Genomic DNA, 20,931 nt, shown 5'->3' with positions numbered 1-20,931 from the left:
TGGTTTAGATGAGAGAAGAATTAGAAGGTGGATGTTGAGTGAGGCGATGAAGTCAAGATAAAGCGGGAGTGATGAATGTGATATGGTATGTTTTTTTTGTAGTATACGGCGGCCGCCGAGTTTAACACACTGCTTATCGTCGGCAGCGTCAGATGTATATAAAGGACAGACATAATAAAAATCAAACATTTAAATAAGCGATATTTTAAAAAAAAATTATAGATTTGGCAAAACAAAAAACACAATTAATGAAAAAAGCACTCTTCTTTTTAATTATCTTGCCATATTCTGTATATGCACAGGTAGGTATAAATACTTCAGCACCTACAAAATCACTTGACATCAACGGAGAATTAAGAATCCGGACTTTAAATCCCGGCGCCTCAACCGATGATATTCTTTCTGCTGATGCCAACGGAAATGTGAGAAAAATTTCCCGAAGTGATCTAAACGGAGGATCTTCATCAGGATTTAATAACTCTATCCTTGGATATGATCCTAAACCGGTCGCTATAAGGCCACAACCACCAGGATCTGTACCTGGAGGAGGTACTGCCACAGAATTGGGCTGCAAAAAATGGTCAGGTAATAATCATACTTATTGTGCCTATCAGCTTTCACAAGCAATCAACTGGTTCAATGCATTCAGTTTTGGAAAACAATTGGGAGGATATCTGGTTACCCTGCCTAATGATGCTGAGAGGATATGGGTTAATACTAATATAGTCGCTTCAGGAACAGGTTATAACTTAGCCAACAATGTATGGATTGGCTTTAATAAAATTCAGAGACCGGGAAATCCGGATCAGCTTCAGTGGATTACAGGAGAAGAATTCAGAATCAATTGGTCTACCAACCCTGCCACTACAGAAAACTGGTTTAATCCCGGAGAGCCTAACAATTCAGGAGGCGTGGAAGGAGCCACGCACATATTTGCAGGCAGCGCAAATGCCGAAAGAAAATGGAATGATTTAAACGGTACATTAACCACAAATTCAAGCATTTCCATGAACCAGCTTATTATTGAATTTAATGAATAATAAAAACCACCTATGAAAAAATCAATTTTACTATTCATTATCTTACCTTATTTCTTAAGCGCCCAAGTCGGAATTAGCACAGCTGATCCTACAAAAACACTAGATATTAATGGGGAATTAAGAACCCGTACTTTACCCCAGGGTGCAGCAACGGATGATATACTCTCTACTGATACCAATGGAAATGTAAGAAAGATTTCCAGAAGTGACCTTGGTGGCGGAACATCATCAGGATTCAATAATTCTATATTGGGATATGATCCCAAACCCTTAGCCACAAGACCACAACCACCGGGATCTGTGCCGGGTGGAGGAACTGCTACAGAAATCGGTTGCAAGAAATGGACAGGAAACAACCATATCTATTGTGCTTATCAGTTGTCACAAGGAGTCAACTGGTTCAATGCATACAGTTTTGGAAAGCAAATGGGAGGGTATCTGGTTACCATGCCTAATGATGCGGAAAGAATCTGGGTTGCAACTAATATAGTCGCTTCAGGAACAGGCTATAATTTAGCCAATAATATATGGATTGGTTTTAATAAAATTCAAAGACCTGGTAACCCAGACAGACTTCAGTGGATTACCGGAGAAGAGTTCAGAATGAATTGGTCTACCAACCCCGCAACCACAGAAAATTGGTTTGCAACAGGAGAACCTAATAATTCCGGAGGAACTGAAGGATCTACTCACATATATAACACTGCCGGAAACACAGAAAGAAGGTGGAATGATTTAAATGGAACAACAACAACTTTCACCGGCTCAGCAATGAATCAACTGATCATAGAGTTCAATGAATAAATATTTGCTACAAAATAAAATTCCTTTCAAAAGCTGAAAGGAATTTTTGATTCTTATTTGATTTTTCTGAAATACCTTATTGTCACATCATACTTTCCGTCTCCATCCCAGTCAGTATTATGATCTTCTGTAACCAGCTCAGTAGGAGTTATTTTAGTTACAATATAAACTTTACCGTGCGTTAGCTTTTTAGTCTCCTTATCATAAGTATATTTTGCATTTTTATGTACAGCCGGTACACATTTGCCTTCATTATTGCTGTCATAGTTCACAACATTCACTTCAGTTTCATTATACTCAACAGTGTTCTGGGATTCACAGCCCTTAGGATAAAGAGTTTGTGTTTTGTTATCATAAGTAGTATAAAAATCTCCTTTATACTGATTCCAGGTTCCGATTAAAGAAACTTCTTCTTTTTTAGGACTGTCATCATCGCTGCTGCATGATACCATTGCTGAAAATACAGCCAATGCTAGAAATATCTTTTTCATGATTAAAGTTTAAATTGTATTTAAAGCCCTAAGATACTACAATCTCATTTAATTCTCATCTATTTGAAATATGAGATTTCTCAGAATCTGTTCTGTTGACAGTTCACTGTAATTATGGATTGACTGCCCTACCCAAATTCCCACAAAGTCAACATTTTGTTTAGATTTCGCGGCTTTACGCAGTCCGTTTGTCAGTTTATTCTGATAAGGATATGGTAAAATATACTCAGTATTTTCAACGGCTTCGATGAATTTATTTTTAACTCCTCGTGCATATCTTCCTGAAAAACTTTTCGTTAACATAATCTCATCCTCCTGTACCTTTTTAAGTTTTTCTTTTTCAAAAGGCTCTAAAGCACTTTCCTGAGAAGCCAATAAAAGATTGCCGACCTGAAATCCCTGCGCTCCCAGCTCTTTTACTGCCTGTAAAGTTTTTCCATTATAAATTCCACCCGCATAGATCAACGGAATTTTTACATGATCATATACCTGCGACAATAAAGATAAACCTCCAATCTGAGGAACATGCTCTGTATCAAAAGTTCCTCTATGTCCTCCTGCTTCTGTACCTTGCACACAAATCATATCGATTCCCGACTTTTCTAAAAGCAATGCTTCACTTACAGAAGTACAGGTACCAATCAGCGTGACTCCATTTTCCTTCAATTTCTGAATACTATGATCATCCAGATTGCCAAAAGTGAAACTTAAGATCTTACAGTTTCCCTCAATAACGGCATCCACCAGTTCATGGTAAGATCTCACTTTAAGGTCTTCCAGATCAGGAAGCCTTACATCAATATTATTTTCTTTTGCCAGCTGTTCCAAAAACTGTCTGGTTCTGATAAATTCATCTTTTAAAGCATCAGTTACTTCAGGAATATGATGTACAAAAATATTAGCGGCAAAAGGTTTATCTGTTAATTTTCTTGTCTCTCTAATCAATTGAATAGATTCATCTGCTGAAAGATCAGCTAATGCCAAAGATCCCAGACAATCTGCACGAGCTGCTGCAGCAACCATCTGTATGGTACTCACCCCAAACATCGGAGCCTGAACAATAGGATATTTCACTCCTAATCTTTTACTGATTGTATCCGGCCAAACCATAAGAATTTATTTTAATTAAAAAGGTACAAAAAATAAAAACGCTTCAATCTCAATAAGATATGACATTCCTCACTCCTGAACAGAAAATAAAGTTCCCACAGATCTCACAGATAACGCAGATTCTAAATCCGTGAAATTTGTGGGATCTATGGGAATATTTTAATCTTTTATTTTTAAATATCCGCTACAGAATTCAGCATTTTCTGCTCCCATTCCGGGTCTTTAGGATCAAAGAACAGTCTCTTTCCTGTATCTAAAGAACGTACAACATTTATTTCATCTTCTGTAAGCTCAAAATCAAAAACATTAAAATTCTCTTCAATTCTTGATGGAGTTACAGACTTCGGAATTACCACAAAACCTTCCTGTAAATGCCATCTCAGAATGATCTGAGCCACTGTTTTCTCATATTTTTCAGCAATTGATTTCAGATCAGTATTGCTCAGAAGATTTGCATTTCCATTCCCAAGCGGGCTCCAGGGCTGGGTAATAATATTATTTTCTCTGTCATACACCTGTAATTCCTTTTGCTGGAAAACCGGATGCAGCTCAATCTGGTTGATGACAGGAAGAATGGTAGAGTTTGCTTTTAACTCTTCAAGCTTTTCGATGGTAAAATTACAAACCCCGATAGCTTTGATTTTCCCCTCATGATACAGCTCCTCCAAAGCCTTCCACGTTCCGATAAAGTCACCGTATGGCCAGTGAATAAGATACATATCCAGATAATCCATCTGCAGTCTGTCTAAGGTTCTCTGAAATGCAAGTTTTGCTTTTTCATACCCATGGTCCTGAACCCAGACTTTAGAAGTGATAAATAATTCATCTCTGTCTACTCCACTGTTTTTTACCGCTGCTCCTACAGCAGTTTCGTTCTGATAAATGGCAGCTGTATCAATCATTCTGTATCCTGTATGAATAGCTTTGATGACAGCATTTTCACATTCTTTCGGGTCTTCCATCTGCCATACTCCAAAGCCTAAAGCAGGAATATCCACTCCGTTATTTAAAGTTACTACAGGTTGTCCTGTGTAGGTTTTCTTTTGCATAAATATTTATTTTAATCATTAAAATTAAGTGATTAAACAAATTTGCGACAAAAAAACGGAAATTTTGCCTATCAAATTTACTGTTTTTGTTAAAAAAATACTATTTAATGAGTGTTTATGACAGGTTAGAAAACACTAAGACGCGAAGACGTTTTTTCTTTTCAACATGCTTTTAAGACGCCAGGATTTTATCTTCGATAAAATTGAATGCTGTTGAATAATGGCCACGGATGCACGAATAAAATTGTACATAGCTTCACGTTAAAGTCTATATGCATGTGGTTCAAAAATTATAATCATATACATAAGGATCTTGTGGAAATGTAAAAGAAATTCGTGCATTCGTGGCAAAATATTAGAAGCCTTATCCTTGCTGGAAATCTTCGGTTTTCTTGCTCCTTGAAAACAACATATTATTTAAAATTCTTTGAGTCCTTGCTATTTCCAACCTCAAAACCATTTACAATTCTATCTATGACTGGATTCAAGTCTCTATTTTCTTTATTTTTGTGAAAATAATGGTTACCAAACCATTTACATGAACCTGAAGATGGAACAGTACACTTTTAACAAAATAACCGAAGAACCAGAGATCCCTTATGAATTGTTATTGCTGGCCGATGAAACCACTGAAGCCATCGATCAATACATTTTCAAATGTGATGTTTATCTTTTGCATGATGGAACTCAAAATATTGCTGTTATGGCTTTATATCAAAACAGTGATACTGAACTTGAGATTAAAAATATTGCAGTAATTGAAAGTTACAGAAGCAAAGGAATCGGAAGTATTTTAATAAACAAAGCCAAAGAAATTGCTATTGACAATCATTATGAAATTCTGAGTGTCGGAACTTCAGATACGGGATTTCAACAGATCAGGTTTTATGAGAGAAACGGTTTCATAAAAACAGGGATACGTAAAGATTTTTTTATTAAAAATTACCCATCTCCAATTTATGAAAATGGTTTACAGATGAGGGATATGATTATTTTAGTATATACTTTGTTTTGATTTTTCAATGCTATAAATTACTCCTTTATGTCCGTCAAAATCAAATTCTTTATCGAAGCTAAGGCCTAGCTTCTGTAATACTTTTATAGAAGCTATATTTTCTGACATTGCTCTTCCAACAATCTTTTTAAGATGTAGCTGATCAAATCCGTATTTCAGACAGGCTGCGGCACTTTCTGTTGCCAATCCACTGTTCCAGTTCCTTTCAAAAAACCTGAACCCGATATCTGTTTCATCCTTAGATATATCATATTTTAATCCACACCATCCCAGAAACTCAGTGTTTGATTTATCTATAACAGCCCATCTTCCATATCCGTTCTCACGATAATCTTTGTAGTTTTGCAGAAAAACAAGTGCTTCCTCCGCATTCTCAAAAGGTGAATCACCAGTATATTGTATTACATTAGGGTTTACATTAAGTTCATAAAAATGATAAGCATCTTCTATGGTTAACTCTCTTAACAAGAGCCGGTCGGTTTCCAATATTATCTTCATTATAATAATTTAATTTTTGCCCATCACCTTACGAAATAACCCTTTAATATGTTCTATCTCTGTTTGATAATTGGTCTTTTTTCTACATCCAAAATATAATGTATTTTCCAGTTTTTTCTTCCCTTCCCAGATCAGCTTCACCTCTCCGTTTTCAATTGCATTCTTGCATAAGAAATCTGGAACAACTGCTAATCCTGTACCTCCTTTAAGACAACGGATAATTGAATTTAAATTAGGAACAATATAATTCGGTCGAAAATTCGGTTTGTGACCAAAATTCAAAGTCCAGAATTGGAAAAGGTGTTCCATATCTCCGGTGGTTCCATACCATTTTTCATTCTTCAGCCACGCCTCGATTTGCTCTCCATCTTTTGTTTTTAAAACTTTTTTGAACGCTTCTGTATCTACTTCTTTTCCGCCAACCAAAATGATCTGCTCAGAAGAAAATGCTTCATGGTGTATATTAGGTGAAGACCCTTTTTTGGGAGTAATGATGAGGTCCAAAATACCTTTATCAAGCTGATCCAGCATTTCCGGATACTCTCCAAAGCTGATAATCAGATTGAAGGGTAATGAAGAAACATATTGCTCCAAAGTGGTCTGAAATGTTTCAAAGCACATTCCCACACTGATAGTCGGGGTATGTTTTTCCGTAGATTTTTGAAAATTTTTCTCTACATCTTCCAGCTTGGTAAGCGGTTCTGCTACGGCATTGAATAATACTTTTCCTCTCTCCGTTGGAATCATTTTCCTTCCGGTTCTGTCGAATAATTTATATCCCACATAAGCTTCCAATGAACTTAAATGTAAGCTCACACCAGGCTGCGAAATGAATAAAGAATCAGCTGCACCCGTCAATGTTCCGGTTTTATAGATCGCCTTAAAAGTACGATACCATTCTAAATTGACCATGACTTAATTATTAATATTCTGATACAAAATTACATAATAATTATAATATTAATATATTTTCATTTCTTAAAAATGAGGCATAATAATCCGGAATCCCGCTTTCCTCGATCTGACGGGCTGTTTCTTCAAGAGGATAGTTCAATTGTACAATTTCAGGAATGATCTTTTCTTCATCTAAAGTCAGCACAAGATAAGAAGCCAGTCTGTTTTTTTCTTTGGAACGGCCTACTGAACCGCAATTGACTGCCCATTTCTTATTTTCAAACTGTTTTGTAAATGATAAATGAGTGTGTCCCATAATGACCATATCAGCATTTGAATCCTCCAGTATATCCATAAAGACCTCATCGTTTTCAGATTCATACAAATAAGTATCATTACTTTCCAGGCTGGAATGTACCAACTGAATATTCCAATGTGTTTTTCCTGTTTTATAATTTAGTTTTAAATGAAAAGGGAGCTCAGAAAGAAACTTTTTATTTTCTTCTGTAATATATTTTTTAGAATGATCTATCGCAATGAATCTTGCAGCCGTTTCTTCTTCAGAATGTTTAGACAAAGGAAAAACAGGTAAATCAAAAGCAATTCTTTCATCATGATTTCCAAGCAGACAGGGAATATTTAAACTCTTAATTCTTTCTATAACTTCATTACCCCAAGGCGCAAAGTCCACCAGATCTCCCAAGCAGAACTTCTGATGAATTCCTCTCTGTTCAATATCTTTCAACACCACTTCCAATGCCGGAAGATTCCCATGTACATCACTGAAAACTGCTATCTGTATCATTGTCTATCAATTTGTTAATCAAATTTACAAGACGAAAAGGAAATCCTGTTCAGATATGACATGACTTTTTACCATAAAACAGTGTTTGTTGACAAGCAATTTTTGTTTTCAAATGAATAGTGAATAGAGGTTTGCTATCAAAATTGATAAGCAAAGCGAATTCACTATTGATCATTCCTATAAATTCAATTATAAATATTCTGATACTTTACTATAATTTATATTATTTTTATTATACAAACAACCCTCCTAACTTTGCAGAGTAAAATTTAAACAATCATAAAAAAATGAAAAAAGTACTAATCATTAACGGAGGACAAAATTTCGGACATTCCGGAGGAAAATATAATCAGACTATCGCAGAAAATACGGTATCAGTTCTTAAAGAATTTGATAATATAGAAGTAAAAATCACCAATGTAAGTGAAGGTTATGACAAGCATGAAGAGGTAGAAAAATTCGTTTGGGCAGATTATATCATTTACCATACTCCAATCTGGTGGTTCCAGCTTCCGAACGGATTCAAAAAATATATTGATGAAGTATTCACCGCTGGCCATGCCAAAGGGATTTATATGAGTGATGGCAGAAATGCTGCCAATCCTGAGATCAATTATGGTACTGGCGGAATGCTAGGCGGAAGAAAATACATGCTGACTACAAGCTGGAATGCCCCTAAAACAGCTTTTACACTTCCAGGAGAATTCTTTAATGAGAAAAGTGTAGATGAAGGTCCTCTATTTGGGTTCCACAGAATGAATTCCTTTGTATCCTTAGAAAAAATGGATAGCTTCCACTTCCATGATGTAGAAAAAAACGCCAATATAGAGCGCGATATGAAGCTTTACAGAGACCATGTGAAAAGCGTTTTTGAAAAAGAATTAAAAGCAGAATTAGTATTATGAAAAAAGTACTCATAACAGGTATTACCGGCTATATAGGCGGGACTGTCGCTAAAAAGCTGCTCGACAGGAATTATGAAGTGACAGGACTGGTCCGTAACGAAGCCCATGTACAGGAACTGGAATCATTAGGAATAAAGACTATCATTGGAAATATCCATAACGAAGATCTTATAAAAACAGCCGTTGACAATGCCGATGCTGTCATCCATAACGCTGATTCTGCAGATGATGCCTATGCCGTAGATAATTTTATTAAAGCACTGGAAGGCAGCCATAAAACATTTATATTTACTTCAGGATCTGCTATTTTCGGAGGTAAAGAAAACGGTAAAAGAAGTGATTTCGTTTATAAGGAAGATTTTCCTTTAACACCAAGACTGGAAATGGCATCAAGGGTACTTATCAATAATTATGTTCTTCAGTCTGCTCAAAAAGATATTAGAAGTATAGTTATTGTCCCTACAATGGTTTACGGAGAAGGTCTGGGATTAAAAAAAGACAGTATCCAGATCCCGGCTTTAATCAATTATTCCAAAGAAAAAGGAGCAGGTATTTATTTTGGAGAGGGTGAAAATGTATGGTCCAACTTACACATTGAAGATTTGGCAGACCTATATGTACTGGCTCTGGAAAAAGCAAAAGGAGGTTCTATTTATTATGCAGAAAACGGCGCTTCATCTTTAAGGAATATTGCGGAAGTGATCAGTAAAAAATATAACCTGGAGCCCGCCAGATCTTTAAATGTACAGGATGCTGTTGATCATTTTGGACCAGCTGGCGGTTATTTCGGTTTTGCATCCAATAGTATCTGTAGCACAGACAAAGCCAGAACAGAACTGCAATGGAAACCTATCTATAACTCAATTGAAAATTTTATTTAGTTATGAAAATTCATCTTACCGCAATTATAAAAACCAAAGAAGAACACCAGGCAGAAGTATTGGCAGTTCTTCAGAATATGGTAAAAGAAACAAGAAAAGAAGAAGCTTGTGAATTGTACAATCTTCATCAGGGGATTGAAGACAAAAATCATTTTGTATTCTACGAAATCTGGAAAAGTGAGGAAGGATTAGCAAAGCATAATGAACAGTCTTATCTTAAAGCTTTCGGAGCTTTGATAGATGAAAAACTTCAGGAAAAACCTGAGATTTACACCACATATCTTATTTAATAATGAAAAAATTAACACTATTATTCCTTACCCTTTTTACAATAGGATTCACTCAGGCACAACACCAAAAATCTATTGATATGAAAAAGAAAATATTGTTTGTTGTCACCAGCCATGACAAAAAAGGCAGTACCGGAGAAAACACAGGATATTACTTAGGAGAAGTTTCCCATCCTTGGGAAGTTCTTCACAAAGCGGGCTATGAAATTGATTTTGTAAGTCCGAAAGGCGGAACTCCACCAGTAGACGGATTCGATTTAAAAGACCCTGTAAATAAAGAGTTTTGGGAAAATAAAGAATATAAAAGCAAAATAGATCATTCTTTAACGCCATCACAGGTCAATCCAAAAGATTATTCGGTCATCTTTTATGCAGGGGGACATGGAGCGATGTGGGACTTCGCAGATAATAAAGAACTGGCAAACATGGCTTCAACCATTTATGAAAACGGAGGTATTGTAGCAGGCGTATGCCACGGTCCGGCAGGTTTGGTTAATATCAAACTGAATAATGGAAAATACCTGGTAGATGGAAAAAAGATCAATGCTTTTACCAATGAAGAGGAATCTGCAGTACAATTAACAGATGTTGTTCCTTTCTTGCTGGAAAACAAATTAAAAGAAAGAGGCGCAAAGTTTGAAAAATCCGGGCTTTGGCAAAACCATGTGGTAACTGATCAAAGAGTGATTACAGGACAAAATCCACAGTCTGCCAAGAGTGTTGGAGAAGCAATTTTAAAAGAACTCAATAATAAATAAAACAAAAAAATGGAATACAGAAAATTAGGAAACACTGATCTTGAGTTATCTGCAATTACGCACGGAGCCTTTGCCATCGGTGGAAGTATGTGGGGTGGTAATGAAAAACAGGATTCTATTGACTCTATTCACGCTTCATTGGATCACGGAGTAACTTCTATTGACACGGCTCCTTTTTACGGTTTCGGATTAAGTGAAGAAATGATTGGTGAAGCCATCAAAGGGAAAGACCGCTCAAAGATCCAGCTGTTAACTAAATTCGGTTTAGTTTGGGATGGAAGCAACAACGGAAAAGGAGAATTTTTCTTTAATGCTGAAGAGGAAGGAAAAACAATTCCTGTTTATAAATTCGCTTCTAAAGAAAATATCATCAAAGAAGTTGAAGAAAGTTTAAAAAGACTGGGAACAGATTATATTGACCTTTTACAACTTCACTGGCCAGATAGCACAACAGCAATCAGTGAAACGATGGAAGCTATGGAATTATTAGTCCAACAGGGAAAAGTTCGTGCTGCCGGAGTAAGTAACTATAGTGTTGCTCAAATGGAGGAAGCTAACAGAACGTTGAAATTAGCAAGCAACCAGGTTTCTTACAGTATGCTGAACCGGGCTATCGAGAGTGACCTTGTTCCTTATTCTTTAGAAAATAACTCAGGAATCATCGTATACAGCCCAATGGAAAGAGGTCTTTTGACAGGTAAATATTTCAAGGATAACAGATTAAAAGACAACGACCACAGAAACGGATATTTCTCTCAGTTTGATTTAAATAAAGTAAAAACCTTCTTAGAAAAAATTGAACCGATCGCTCAGGAAAAAGGAGCCAGTCTTTCTCAATTGGTATTAAGATGGACTACCCTGCAGCCAGCAATTACAGTAGTATTGGCAGGAGCCAGAAATGCCCAGCAAGCTGTTGAAAATGCTAAAGCGATGGATATTACTCTTTCTCAGGAAGAATTAAACTTCATCAATTCTGCTTTAAGCGAGATTTAATATATAAGCTGGGAGCTGGAAGAGGGAGGTTGGAAGTACTGTCAGGTTATTGATAACTTTCAGTCCTTTGAACCCAATTATTATCAGACTGTAAGATGGAAATATGAAATTGAAAACACTAGCGTGTATTGTTAACTTACAGTCTGTCAATTTAAATCATTACAACAACCTGATCAATACAATATCAGCTGCTGACCGGCTTCAAAAACGTACTCTCTCCTCCTCCAGCTCCCTTTCTCTTTAAAGGAAAGTAAAACCGGAAGCATCATTTCAATACACGGAATATCAGTTATTCATAGGCTTCAATAACTCCCCTCTTCCAGCTTCCAACTTCCCTTCTTAATTCACCCTATACATCATTAAAAATGAAAAAGAATCTGATCAAAATGTTCGGACTGGTCACCCTATTGGCTATCAACAGCATTTCATTAAACGCTCAAATCCTTGTTAATCCAGAAGATCAATCATGGTATCCTTCTGCTTACGGAGCTCAGGATGAAATAGGAGCTGCTAATTTATTAACTCCTGAAGTGGTAAAACAAGCACTTGGATTGGTAAAACAAGGTAAAACATTAGCACTTGCTGTTCCTATTGATAAAAACTTACCCGCTTTCAGACACAGAAGTTTCAATCTATACAACATCCAACCCGGAGAACAGGGTGGAAAAAGTATAGGTCCCAACAAATTTACATTCAATGACGAATTGGTGAATGGATGGACCGGTGTAGGAACTCAGCTTAACGGGATCGGGCATATTGGTATTGACAATATTTACTATAACGGAAATAAAGCAACTGATTTTGTAACTGTAGAAGGCGTAAAAAAACTAGGTGTCGAAAAAGTCCCCCCTTTTGTTACCAGAGGTGTAGTTCTTGATATGGTCGCCCATTATGGAAAAGCAATTGTACCAGGCGGAACAGAATTTACCGTTGAGGATATCAAAGCTGTTTTAAAGAAACAGGGCCTTACGCTAAGACAAGGAGATGTTATTCTTTTCAATACAGGATGGCTTGAATTGATAGGCAAAGACAATAAACAGTTCTTAGAAACGGAACCGGGGATTGGAATGGATGCAGCCAAGTGGTTAGCTGATCAGGGGATTGTTGCTTTTGGCGGTGATACCTGGGCTTCTGAAGTATATCCAAATCCAAAAAGTAAAGAAGAATTCCCCATCAATCAATTTATGCTGGCTAAAAAAGGAATCTATAACTTGGAGCTGATTGACAGCCGCCCTTTGGTTAAACAAAAAGTTTGGGAATTTTTATTCGTACTGGGACAGCCTCTGTATGTAGGATCTACTCAGGTAAATGTAAATCCTGTCGCTATTTACTAGACATGGAGGTCTCATTTAAAACCTATAACCTACTATAAAAGAAAAGAGAGACAACGTAATTCCGGTTTTGAAAAAATAAAACTAACCTTTAGAATTTATTTTTAGAATTAATACTTAAAACAGTGTTACATTGTCATTCTGCTTCTTGCATTAAAATGGCCTTTCAGTTTTGAAAGGCCATTTTGTTAAATAAAGTAAATGTCTGTAAATGATGCAGGCTTCATTAATCTCCCACTCCTAACTTCCAACATCCTTACTTTGCCATTATTTTGCAACTGGAAGATGCGTACTCACTGCAATTCTATTCCATGCATTGATGGTCACAATGGCCATAATAATCTGTGCAATCTGAGCTTCATCAAAGAATGCCTTAGCTTTTTGGTAGGTCTCCTCAGTTAGTCCTTTATGGCTGATCAGGGTGATTTCCTCTGTCATAGACAAAAGTACCTGCTCTTCCTCTGTAAAGAATTCTTTTGCTTCTGTCCATCCGTTCAGAATAAAAATTCTTTGAGGCGTTTCACCATATTTGATGGCATCTTTTGTATGCATATCAAGGCAGAAAGCACATTTATTAATCTGTGATGCTCTGATTTTAATTAATTCCTTTTGAATATGAGTTAAAGAAGTTGTCTGTAAATACCCCTCTAATCCTAGCATTGCTTTATAAGCTGCTGAATCTACTGTTGCAATGTTTAATCTTGCGCTCATTATATTTATTTTTTGGTTAATTGATCTATACTAAAAGAATATTGTTGCTGAACAGCCAATAAAAGAGCTGCTGCACTTCCCACCCAGACTGAATAATCGAAAGGTGCCTTAGGTCCCAGTGCTATAGCCATTGATACTGCAAAAATCAATAATAAGATACTGCTTCCATAGGCTGCAATCCTGGTTTTAAAACCTATAATCAGCATCAGTGGAAATAGAATTTCTAAACATGTGGCGGCATACGCTGAAAAAGTACTCAACGCTTCCGGAAGAAAAAAGGTCAGCGATCGTGTATACTCTTCAAACTTCGTCATGTTTCCCCATGATGAGTTTTCAGCACTCCATAGCCCGAATCGGTCGGCGATTGCAGAAAGCATGGTTACCGAAAGAGCCAGTCTTAAAAATAGTTGAGGAAATTGATTTTGTGTATTTGTCATTGCATTAGCTTTTAATCACATGACAAATTTCCGATATATGATCCGTAAAAAACTTAAACTGGTTTAAGAACGTAATTTTGCTTTAATTTCACTTAAATATTCGGGAGTAAAACCAAGAAATGAAGCAATAAGATATTGAGGAATTCTTTGTATAAACCAAGGATACAGTGTACTGAAATGCACATACAATTCTTCCCTCGAATATTCAGCCAGATAACGGAGTTTTCTTTCAGATGCTGCATAAGCCCTTTGATAAATAATTCTGAAATATTTTTCCATCACCGGATGCTTCTCCAATAATAATTCCTGATTTTTAAAATCAATCATAAGAATCGTAGACTTTTCCACAGACTGAATGTTGAAATCCGTCTGCAATTGTCTTTCATAAGCAAAAGTATCGGTAATCCACCAGTTTTCAATAGCAAACTGAGTGGTATGTTCTACTCCTTTTTCATTAATAAAATATTTTCTAAGGCAGCCTTCCACCACAAAATACATATTTCTGCAAATCTCACCTTCCAGCATCAGACTTTGCTTTTTCTTCACCTTTAATACTTCAAAGAATGAAAAAATTGAAATATACTCTTCGTCTGTTACCGTAATAAATTTATTTAAATGTGCCTTGAAATTATCCATCTTTAGAATTGAATACTCAAACTTAACTTTATTTTTTTAGTTTTACAATGACAAAATATGAAATCATGGAAGTCGTTGCTAAAATCCTTATCGCAATTGTTGCACTGGAACATCTCTATATTCTTTGGATGGAAATGTTTGCATGGGAAACCAAAGGAAAAGAAGTTTTCAAAGCTGCCCTGCCTGCAGAAATGTTCAAACCTACGAAGGGACTGGCTGCCAATCAGGGATTGTATAATGGTTTTCTGGCTGCCGGGCTGATCTGGTCTTTTCTGATTAAAGATCCGCAATGGCAGGATAATATAGCTTTATTCTTTTTAGGATGCGTGGCGGTAGCGGGTATTTATGGTGCTGTTTCTGCTACTAAGAAGATCTTTTTTGTTCAGGCACTCCCTGCAATATTGGCAATCATTGCTGTTTTATTGAAGTAATTTCATTGATTATTTCGTAGGGATCTTTTCTAAAAATTCAGGATTATTGAACCACTTTTATCTTTAATGATAAGGGGAAATTTACCATGAGTATATCACTTCATAACCTGACTTAAAACCAGCTTCTTAGGTCCCAAAAAATCCATTTAAAATAAAATCCGTAAATTTGCACCGTCGTAAAAATCTGATATACAGGTTTTTTACAAAGCCTTCATTATGATGAAATGTAGGAATTCAAGTTGTTCTGTACACATATCTTTTATTACCTCATCAGTAATTTAATTGTAGAATCCATGTAAAAGATTAATTTCTTTTTACACATGACACTCTTTTTTCTAGAGTAAAATCTATTGAAATATTTAAAATAAACATAAGGCAAAGTGCTTTATGCTTTTATTTTTTTGTTATAAGCTTTTATCATTATAAGCTTGGCAAATTATTTTTTATACTCGTCACCAAAAGAACAACATTAAAGATTAAATGTTTAATCACGTAATGATATACCACATTGTATATCAATTATTAATTAAAAATTCTGAATATGGAAAAAAATGAAAACAGTAGAAAAGTAAAACTTAAAGTTGAAGATCTGACTATTATTTTTGGTAAAAACAAAGAAAAAGCACAGGAACTTTTAGACAAAGGTTTTTCCAAAAAGGAAATTCTTGAAAAAACAGGCTGCACGGTAGGAATCAACAAAGCAAGTTTTGAAATCTATGAAGGAGAATTCTTTGTGATTATGGGATTATCCGGAAGTGGAAAATCTACCTTACTGCGCTGTCTTAACAGGCTGAATGAGCCTACTTCGGGAAAAGTATATATCAATGACGATGATATTACCGGTAAAAACAATAAAGAACTTCTGGAAGTAAGAAGAACAGAGATGAGCATGGTATTTCAAAAATTTGGATTACTGCCTCATCACAACATCTTGGACAATGCAGGCTTTGGGCTTGAAATAAGAGGCGAAAGCAAAGCCTCCCGTGATGAAAAAGCACAGAAAGCCCTGGATATTGTAGGATTGAATGGTTTCGAAAACCAATATCCCTCCCAACTTTCGGGGGGAATGCAGCAAAGAGTTGGATTAGCAAGGGCCTTGGCCAATGATCCGGAAGTATTACTTATGGATGAAGCTTTCTCTGCACTGGATCCTTTAATAAAATCTGAAATGCAGGATCAGATGCTGGAACTGCAAAACACATTACAAAAAACCATTGTTTTCATTACCCACGATTTGGATGAAGCCATTAAAATTGGTGACCGTATCGTCATTATGAAAGACGGTGTCATAGAACAGATAGGAACGGCTGAAGATATTTTAACCAACCCTGCAAGTGACTATGTAAAAGCGTTCGTAGAGAAGGTAGACCGTAAAACAATTATCACCGCCAGATCTTTGATGTTCGATAAAGCAACAGTAGTACGTTTCAGGAAAGACGGTCCCGAAGGCGCTTTAAGAAAAATGAGAGCAACAGGGCTAGAAAACTTACCTGTTGTAGATTTCCAAAATAATTTCCTTGGTTTTGTAACGCTTAATGATGTTGTCAGAATTGCCAAAAAGAAAGAACCTACAGTGGAATCCATTATCAATAGCAATGTCCCTTCAGTATATCCTGAAGTGACCGTAGAAGAAATGCTGCCGTTAATTTCAGGAAGTAAATCTGCCATTGCTGTTGTAGACGAAAACAATAAATTTTTAGGTCTTGTTACCCAATTATCTCTTGTCATAGAAGCTACCAAATTTAACGAAGAAGAAATCATTGAATTAAAAGAAATCGCAAACAACCAATAAGATGAATAAAATTATAGATATAGGTCAATATGTAGAAACGGCAATCAATTGGCTCACAGAAAATGGAAAACCAGTATTTGATGTCATAAAACATGTAGGAAACGCCTCAATCATGGGGATTGAATGGGTCTTAATAAATACTCCTTTTTATGTAATCATCCTCTTCATTACCCTTTTAGCATTATGGAAAGCTGGAAAAGGTATCGCTATTGTTACCGCAGCAGGGTTAAGCCTGATATTTTTGATGGGATTATGGAAAGAAACTATGGAAACACTGGCACTTATCTTCGTAGCCACCCTTACAGCCCTCGTCCTTTCTATCCCTTTGGGAATTTTAGCCGCTAAAAACAAAATCGCAGCAAAAATTATTCGTCCTTTACTGGATCTAATGCAAACTATGCCTGCATTCGTTTACCTGATTCCTGCTGTATTATTTTTCAGCATCGGAAAAGTACCCGGTGCTTTTGCAACAATCATTTTTGCAATGCCACCAGCGGTGCGTTTAACAACACTGGGAATTGAATCTGTTCCTAAAGATATTGTAGAAGCTGCCCGTGCTTTTGGAGCAACCAGCCGTCAAATCCTGTTCAAGGTAGAACTTCCTCTGGCTATGAAAACTATTTTAACGGGGATTAACCAAACCATCCTTTTATCCTTATCCATGGTTGTGATCGCCGGAATGATTGCCGCAGGCGGTTTGGGTGAAAAAGTGTTGGAAGGAATTAATAATCTGGATATCGGACTGGGATTTGAAAGTGGATTATCCGTTGTTATTCTAGCTATCATCCTCGACAGGATTACCCAGGGATTTGTAAAGAAAAAACAATAAAATGAAACAATTAAAATATCTATTTTTTCCCATTTTAATGATCGCATTGGCTGCATTAAATTCATGTGGAAACATAAAAAACTCTAAATATATTACCATAGGAATGGTAGATGGCTGGGCTGAAGATGTAGCTATGACTCATGTTGCCAAAGCCATTCTGGACCAGCAGGGCTATCATGTCATTATTCAAAAGGCCTCTACCGATATGATTCTGGCATCAATGAACAATGAAGATACTGACCTTTTCATGGGAGTCTGGCTTCCTTATACTCATGCTAAAAAACTGGCCAAATTTCCCGGATTAATACATATTGGAACCAATTATGACAATGGCCGCATAGGACTGGTAGTTCCGGAATATGTTCCCATTAAGTCTATTGAAGACCTTAACCAGCATCAGGAACAGTTTAGTCACAGAATCATTGGGATTGAAAAAGGGGCAGGATTAACAACAGGAACAGATAAAGCCATTATTGATTATAAGCTGGATTACAAACAGATCAATTCCTCTACCATTGCCATGATCACCGAATTACAGAACGCTATACAGCGTAAACAATGGATTGTAGTAACGGGATGGCAGCCCCACTGGATGTTTGGTAAAATGAAACTTAAGTTTCTTGACGACCCCAAAAAGATATTTGGTGAAGCAGAACAGATCAAAACCTATGCAAGAAAAAGCTTTGGTACAGATCATCCGGAATTAGCAGCATTCTTTTCTAAACTCCATTTCGATGATGAAACAATGTCTGATTTACTAATCCAAATGGAACACAGTAAAAATAAAGAAGCCACTGCACAAAAATGGGTGGAAGAACATACTGAACTGGTCAATACCTGGTTAGATAAAAAGTAATTCACCAATCATTTATGATGATTAAAAATCCTCTACTCTACCGAGTCTGGGGATTTTTTATTACTCTTTTTAAGATTCAGAAGAGTTCATCGATTCCTTAATTTTCTCTCTGTGGATTATCCCCCAGTTCACTAAGGTTTCCGTCACCGGAAATACGGATTTTCCATATTCTGTCACAGCATAAGTAACGGTAATAGGTTTTGTATCCTGAATTGTTCTTGTAATCAGAAGGTTGGTTTCTAATTCCTTCAGTTCCTTACTCAACATTTTAGCAGAAATTCCGTCAATACCACGTTCCAGCTTTTTAAAATGAATCTGCTGATCCGTTCTGTTAGTCAGATAACGAAGGATCATCAATTTCCATTTTCCACCCAGAACATCCAAACTATCACGCATAGCGAATAATTCCTCAGTACAGGTTGCTTCTCTTTCGGTTCCGTTTTCAATAATTTTTGCCATAATAGTTTCATCAAGGTAACTAGTAACCATTTGTTAACTAGTAGCAAATATAAACTATTCCCGTTTTACATTTGTACATCAAATTAACAATATGAAAGCAGTTATTTTAAATAAAGATTTTAAGCTTGAAGATGGTTTTACTGAAAAACCTCAGCCTAAAGCTCATGAAGTATTAATTCATATCAAAGCCAGTGGCTTCAATCCCATCGATTACCAAATGCTGGAAAATGAACTGGAAAGAAAATTAATCAGCTCTCCTATATTAGGGAGGGAATTATCCGGAATTGTTGTAGAAAAAGGTAATAATGTCACTCAGTTCAACATTGGAGATGAAGTATTCTGTGGCAGCGGTTCTATGGGAAGCAATGGTACTTATGCAGAATACATTTCAGTTCCGGAAGCCATTGTTTCACTCAAACCTAAAAATATTTCCTTTGAACAGGCAGCTTCTATTCCATCAGCAGGTTTAACTTCTTTACAAATTTTTAAAAGACTGAAATTACAGCCGGAGCAAACTATTCTTATCACCGGTGCTGCCGGAGGAGTAGGTTCTTTTTTAATTAAAATCTTATTGGCTCACCAAATTGAAAACTTCGTTGTTACAGTAGGCAGTGAACAAAATAAACAAATGCTTCTCAACCTGGGTTTAAAAGATCATCAGATTATTAATTACAAAGAAGAAAATCTTGTAAACAATATTTTAAAAGCTAATCAGCAGCAACTTTTTGACATCGGAATTGATCTGGTTGGAAATTACATGTCTGAAGTTACGGCTGAAGTTTTAAAAATCAACGGAACCTATGTAGATGTCACCGCCCTGGTTACCCACGAAGCTCATGAACTTCTTTTCAACAAAGGAGCCTTGATTATGAATATCTCCAATTACACCTACGGCATGGTGAAACAGTATGATTATTACAAAAACAGTCTGGAAGAAATTAAACAATTTATTGAAAATGGCTCCATCGTTCCATCTCAACATAAAATAATAGGTACTCTTTCTTTGGAAACTGTTCTTAAAGCCCACTCCATGCTTAAAAACAACCAGACTCAAGGTCACAAACTCATCATGCAAAATTCATAACTAATGAACAAAATACCAAGACGTATCGTAACAGGAATTAAAGACGGAAAATCTATCATTGTAGAAGATCAGCCGGTTGAAAACGCAATAGAACATTTTCCGGGATTAATTATATCAGACATCTGGAATACTCAAACAATGCCGGCTAGTTTAGACTTTGAAAACCGAATTCCCAACACAGGATTTCCGCAAACTCCTAAAAACGGAACCTATTTCCGGTATGTGGTTGTCCCACCGGATAAAGATTTAGGCGTTGAATTCAAAAAAGGAGAACCTCACCCCATGATGCACCAGACCCCAACGTTGGATTATATCATCATTCTTTCGGGTGAACTTCATCTCATTATGAAAGAAGGAGAAACTCTTCTCAAACCTGGAGACATCGTGATCCAACGAGGCACCAACCACGCATGGAGCAACAGATCTGATCAGCCCTGTATACAATTAGCCGTTTTAATAGACGCAGAAATTCAAGAATAAAAAACTTTCCCACAGATTTCACAAATTACACAGATGAAAAAGATTGGCAAAACCTGTGGAAATTTAATTTTTGTCAGAAATCTTAAAGACGCAAGAAAATCTAAGATTTTTCAGCGAAGATAAATCTGCTAATATTTTGCCACGAATGCACACGAATAAAATGATACTTGCAGAACCTTATGAATAATGTCTATGTGGTTTAATAATCTTTACCAAATAGGCACATAGTTTCTGAACTGTATATAAATTATTCGTGTATTCTAAGACATATGCAAATTATATCTTGTTAAATTTACAAAAGGTTCCTCTCTTTTTACCACAGCAAATATTCTATAGATCAGTTTGCAACATA

The 20,931-nt window shown here is 36.3% G+C and carries 25 protein-coding genes; 15 read left to right on the top strand and 10 right to left on the bottom strand.

The window, feature by feature from the left end; translation table 11 throughout:
* Positions 1-248: 248 nt before the first annotated feature.
* Positions 249-1,040, top strand: a complete 792-nt coding sequence (locus DRF65_RS27465; RefSeq protein WP_115973890.1) for a C-type lectin domain-containing protein — start codon at positions 249-251, stop codon at positions 1,038-1,040.
* A 12-nt stretch (positions 1,041-1,052) separates the two neighbouring features.
* Positions 1,053-1,844 carry a C-type lectin domain-containing protein gene (locus tag DRF65_RS27460; RefSeq protein ID WP_115973889.1) on the top strand — a complete coding sequence of 264 codons (792 nt, stop codon included), beginning with the start codon at positions 1,053-1,055 and terminating at the stop codon, positions 1,842-1,844.
* A gap of 53 nt (positions 1,845-1,897) precedes the next feature.
* Here the strand turns inward: DRF65_RS27460 and DRF65_RS27455 are convergent, their stop codons facing one another.
* The 3 genes from DRF65_RS27455 to DRF65_RS27445 all read right to left on the bottom strand — a co-directional run bounded on the left by DRF65_RS27455 (position 1,898) and on the right by DRF65_RS27445 (position 4,494).
* Positions 1,898-2,335 carry a lipocalin family protein gene (locus DRF65_RS27455; RefSeq protein ID WP_115973888.1) on the bottom strand — a complete coding sequence of 146 codons (438 nt, stop codon included), beginning with the start codon at positions 2,333-2,335 and terminating at the stop codon, positions 1,898-1,900.
* Between the two features lie 48 nt (positions 2,336-2,383).
* A complete protein-coding gene (locus tag DRF65_RS27450; protein WP_115973887.1) occupies positions 2,384-3,445 on the bottom strand; it encodes an NAD(P)H-dependent flavin oxidoreductase in 1,062 nt (353 codons plus the stop codon).
* A 173-nt stretch (positions 3,446-3,618) separates the two neighbouring features.
* Positions 3,619-4,494, bottom strand: coding sequence for an aldo/keto reductase (locus DRF65_RS27445; protein WP_115973886.1), 876 nt, complete (start codon positions 4,492-4,494; stop codon positions 3,619-3,621).
* Between the two features lie 538 nt (positions 4,495-5,032).
* On the opposite strand from DRF65_RS27445, the gene DRF65_RS27440 reads away from it, so the two are divergent.
* Positions 5,033-5,509, top strand: coding sequence for a GNAT family N-acetyltransferase (locus DRF65_RS27440; RefSeq protein ID WP_228438992.1), 477 nt, complete (start codon positions 5,033-5,035; stop codon positions 5,507-5,509).
* Here the strand turns inward: DRF65_RS27440 and DRF65_RS27435 are convergent.
* The 3 genes from DRF65_RS27435 to DRF65_RS27425 are packed head-to-tail and all read right to left on the bottom strand — an operon-like array spanning position 5,489 to position 7,706.
* Positions 5,489-6,007 (bottom strand): GNAT family N-acetyltransferase, encoded by a 519-nt coding sequence (locus DRF65_RS27435; protein WP_115973885.1) that lies wholly within the window; start codon positions 6,005-6,007, stop codon positions 5,489-5,491. The genes DRF65_RS27440 and DRF65_RS27435 overlap by 21 nt on opposite strands.
* A 9-nt stretch (positions 6,008-6,016) precedes the next feature.
* Positions 6,017-6,919 carry a LysR family transcriptional regulator gene (locus DRF65_RS27430; protein ID WP_115973884.1) on the bottom strand — a complete coding sequence of 301 codons (903 nt, stop codon included), beginning with the start codon at positions 6,917-6,919 and terminating at the stop codon, positions 6,017-6,019.
* 40 nt (positions 6,920-6,959) lie between these two features.
* The gene (locus tag DRF65_RS27425) at positions 6,960-7,706 is read right to left on the bottom strand and encodes a metallophosphoesterase family protein (RefSeq protein WP_115973883.1); all 747 of its coding nucleotides are present in this window, start codon (positions 7,704-7,706) and stop codon (positions 6,960-6,962) included.
* 287 nt (positions 7,707-7,993) lie between these two features.
* Here DRF65_RS27425 and DRF65_RS27420 point away from each other — a divergent pair, with 287 nt between their 5' ends.
* The 6 genes from DRF65_RS27420 to DRF65_RS27395 all read left to right on the top strand — a co-directional run bounded on the left by DRF65_RS27420 (position 7,994) and on the right by DRF65_RS27395 (position 12,867).
* Complete coding sequence (locus DRF65_RS27420) at positions 7,994-8,611, top strand: NAD(P)H-dependent oxidoreductase (protein ID WP_115973882.1); 618 nt, start codon at positions 7,994-7,996, stop codon at positions 8,609-8,611.
* Positions 8,608-9,492 (top strand): NAD-dependent epimerase/dehydratase family protein, encoded by an 885-nt coding sequence (locus tag DRF65_RS27415; RefSeq protein WP_115973881.1) that lies wholly within the window; start codon positions 8,608-8,610, stop codon positions 9,490-9,492. The genes DRF65_RS27420 and DRF65_RS27415 overlap by 4 nt, the downstream gene beginning before the upstream one ends.
* A gap of 2 nt (positions 9,493-9,494) precedes the next feature.
* Entirely contained in the window at positions 9,495-9,782 is a 288-nt protein-coding gene (locus DRF65_RS27410) for a putative quinol monooxygenase (protein ID WP_115973880.1), read from the top strand.
* Between the two features lie 2 nt (positions 9,783-9,784).
* Complete coding sequence (locus tag DRF65_RS27405; RefSeq protein ID WP_228438990.1) at positions 9,785-10,540, top strand: type 1 glutamine amidotransferase domain-containing protein; 756 nt, start codon at positions 9,785-9,787, stop codon at positions 10,538-10,540.
* Positions 10,541-10,549: 9 nt separating this feature from the next.
* Positions 10,550-11,533 carry an aldo/keto reductase gene (locus tag DRF65_RS27400; protein WP_115973879.1) on the top strand — a complete coding sequence of 328 codons (984 nt, stop codon included), beginning with the start codon at positions 10,550-10,552 and terminating at the stop codon, positions 11,531-11,533.
* Between the two features lie 365 nt (positions 11,534-11,898).
* Positions 11,899-12,867, top strand: a complete 969-nt coding sequence (locus DRF65_RS27395) for a cyclase family protein (RefSeq protein WP_115973878.1) — start codon at positions 11,899-11,901, stop codon at positions 12,865-12,867.
* A gap of 264 nt (positions 12,868-13,131) precedes the next feature.
* Here the strand turns inward: DRF65_RS27395 and DRF65_RS27390 are convergent, their stop codons facing one another.
* The 3 genes from DRF65_RS27390 to DRF65_RS27380 form a co-directional block, all read right to left on the bottom strand.
* Complete coding sequence (locus tag DRF65_RS27390; protein ID WP_115973877.1) at positions 13,132-13,575, bottom strand: carboxymuconolactone decarboxylase family protein; 444 nt, start codon at positions 13,573-13,575, stop codon at positions 13,132-13,134.
* 5 nt (positions 13,576-13,580) lie between these two features.
* Positions 13,581-14,012 (bottom strand): DoxX family protein, encoded by a 432-nt coding sequence (locus DRF65_RS27385; protein WP_165852327.1) that lies wholly within the window; start codon positions 14,010-14,012, stop codon positions 13,581-13,583.
* A 63-nt stretch (positions 14,013-14,075) separates the two neighbouring features.
* On the bottom strand, positions 14,076-14,648 hold the full coding sequence (locus DRF65_RS27380) for a Crp/Fnr family transcriptional regulator (RefSeq protein WP_115973876.1): 573 nt from the start codon (positions 14,646-14,648) through the stop codon (positions 14,076-14,078).
* 65 nt (positions 14,649-14,713) lie between these two features.
* Here DRF65_RS27380 and DRF65_RS27375 point away from each other — a divergent pair, with 65 nt between their 5' ends.
* From DRF65_RS27375 to DRF65_RS27360, 4 genes are all read left to right on the top strand, one after another.
* On the top strand, positions 14,714-15,079 hold the full coding sequence (locus tag DRF65_RS27375; RefSeq protein WP_115973893.1) for a DUF1304 domain-containing protein: 366 nt from the start codon (positions 14,714-14,716) through the stop codon (positions 15,077-15,079).
* A gap of 541 nt (positions 15,080-15,620) precedes the next feature.
* Entirely contained in the window at positions 15,621-16,871 is a 1,251-nt protein-coding gene (locus DRF65_RS27370; protein WP_115973875.1) for a quaternary amine ABC transporter ATP-binding protein, read from the top strand.
* 1 nt (position 16,872) lies between these two features.
* The gene (locus DRF65_RS27365) at positions 16,873-17,700 is read left to right on the top strand and encodes an ABC transporter permease (protein ID WP_228438988.1); all 828 of its coding nucleotides are present in this window, start codon (positions 16,873-16,875) and stop codon (positions 17,698-17,700) included.
* A gap of 1 nt (position 17,701) precedes the next feature.
* Complete coding sequence (locus DRF65_RS27360) at positions 17,702-18,556, top strand: glycine betaine ABC transporter substrate-binding protein (RefSeq protein WP_115973874.1); 855 nt, start codon at positions 17,702-17,704, stop codon at positions 18,554-18,556.
* Positions 18,557-18,625: 69 nt separating this feature from the next.
* Here the strand turns inward: DRF65_RS27360 and DRF65_RS27355 are convergent, their stop codons facing one another.
* Complete coding sequence (locus DRF65_RS27355) at positions 18,626-19,015, bottom strand: winged helix-turn-helix transcriptional regulator (RefSeq protein ID WP_115973891.1); 390 nt, start codon at positions 19,013-19,015, stop codon at positions 18,626-18,628.
* Between the two features lie 91 nt (positions 19,016-19,106).
* Between DRF65_RS27355 and DRF65_RS27350 the strand changes: the two genes are divergently transcribed.
* Together DRF65_RS27350 and DRF65_RS27345 are read left to right on the top strand one after the other, a co-directional pair.
* Positions 19,107-20,099, top strand: a complete 993-nt coding sequence (locus DRF65_RS27350) for an NADP-dependent oxidoreductase (RefSeq protein ID WP_115973873.1) — start codon at positions 19,107-19,109, stop codon at positions 20,097-20,099.
* 3 nt (positions 20,100-20,102) lie between these two features.
* On the top strand, positions 20,103-20,579 hold the full coding sequence (locus DRF65_RS27345) for a cupin domain-containing protein (RefSeq protein ID WP_115973872.1): 477 nt from the start codon (positions 20,103-20,105) through the stop codon (positions 20,577-20,579).
* The last annotated feature ends 352 nt before the right edge of the window (positions 20,580-20,931 follow it).

Origin of the sequence: Chryseobacterium pennae (assembly GCF_003385515.1) — a bacterium.
Lineage (GTDB): Bacteria > Bacteroidota > Bacteroidia > Flavobacteriales > Weeksellaceae > Chryseobacterium > Chryseobacterium pennae.
This window is presented reverse-complemented; position numbering and strand designations above follow the sequence as displayed.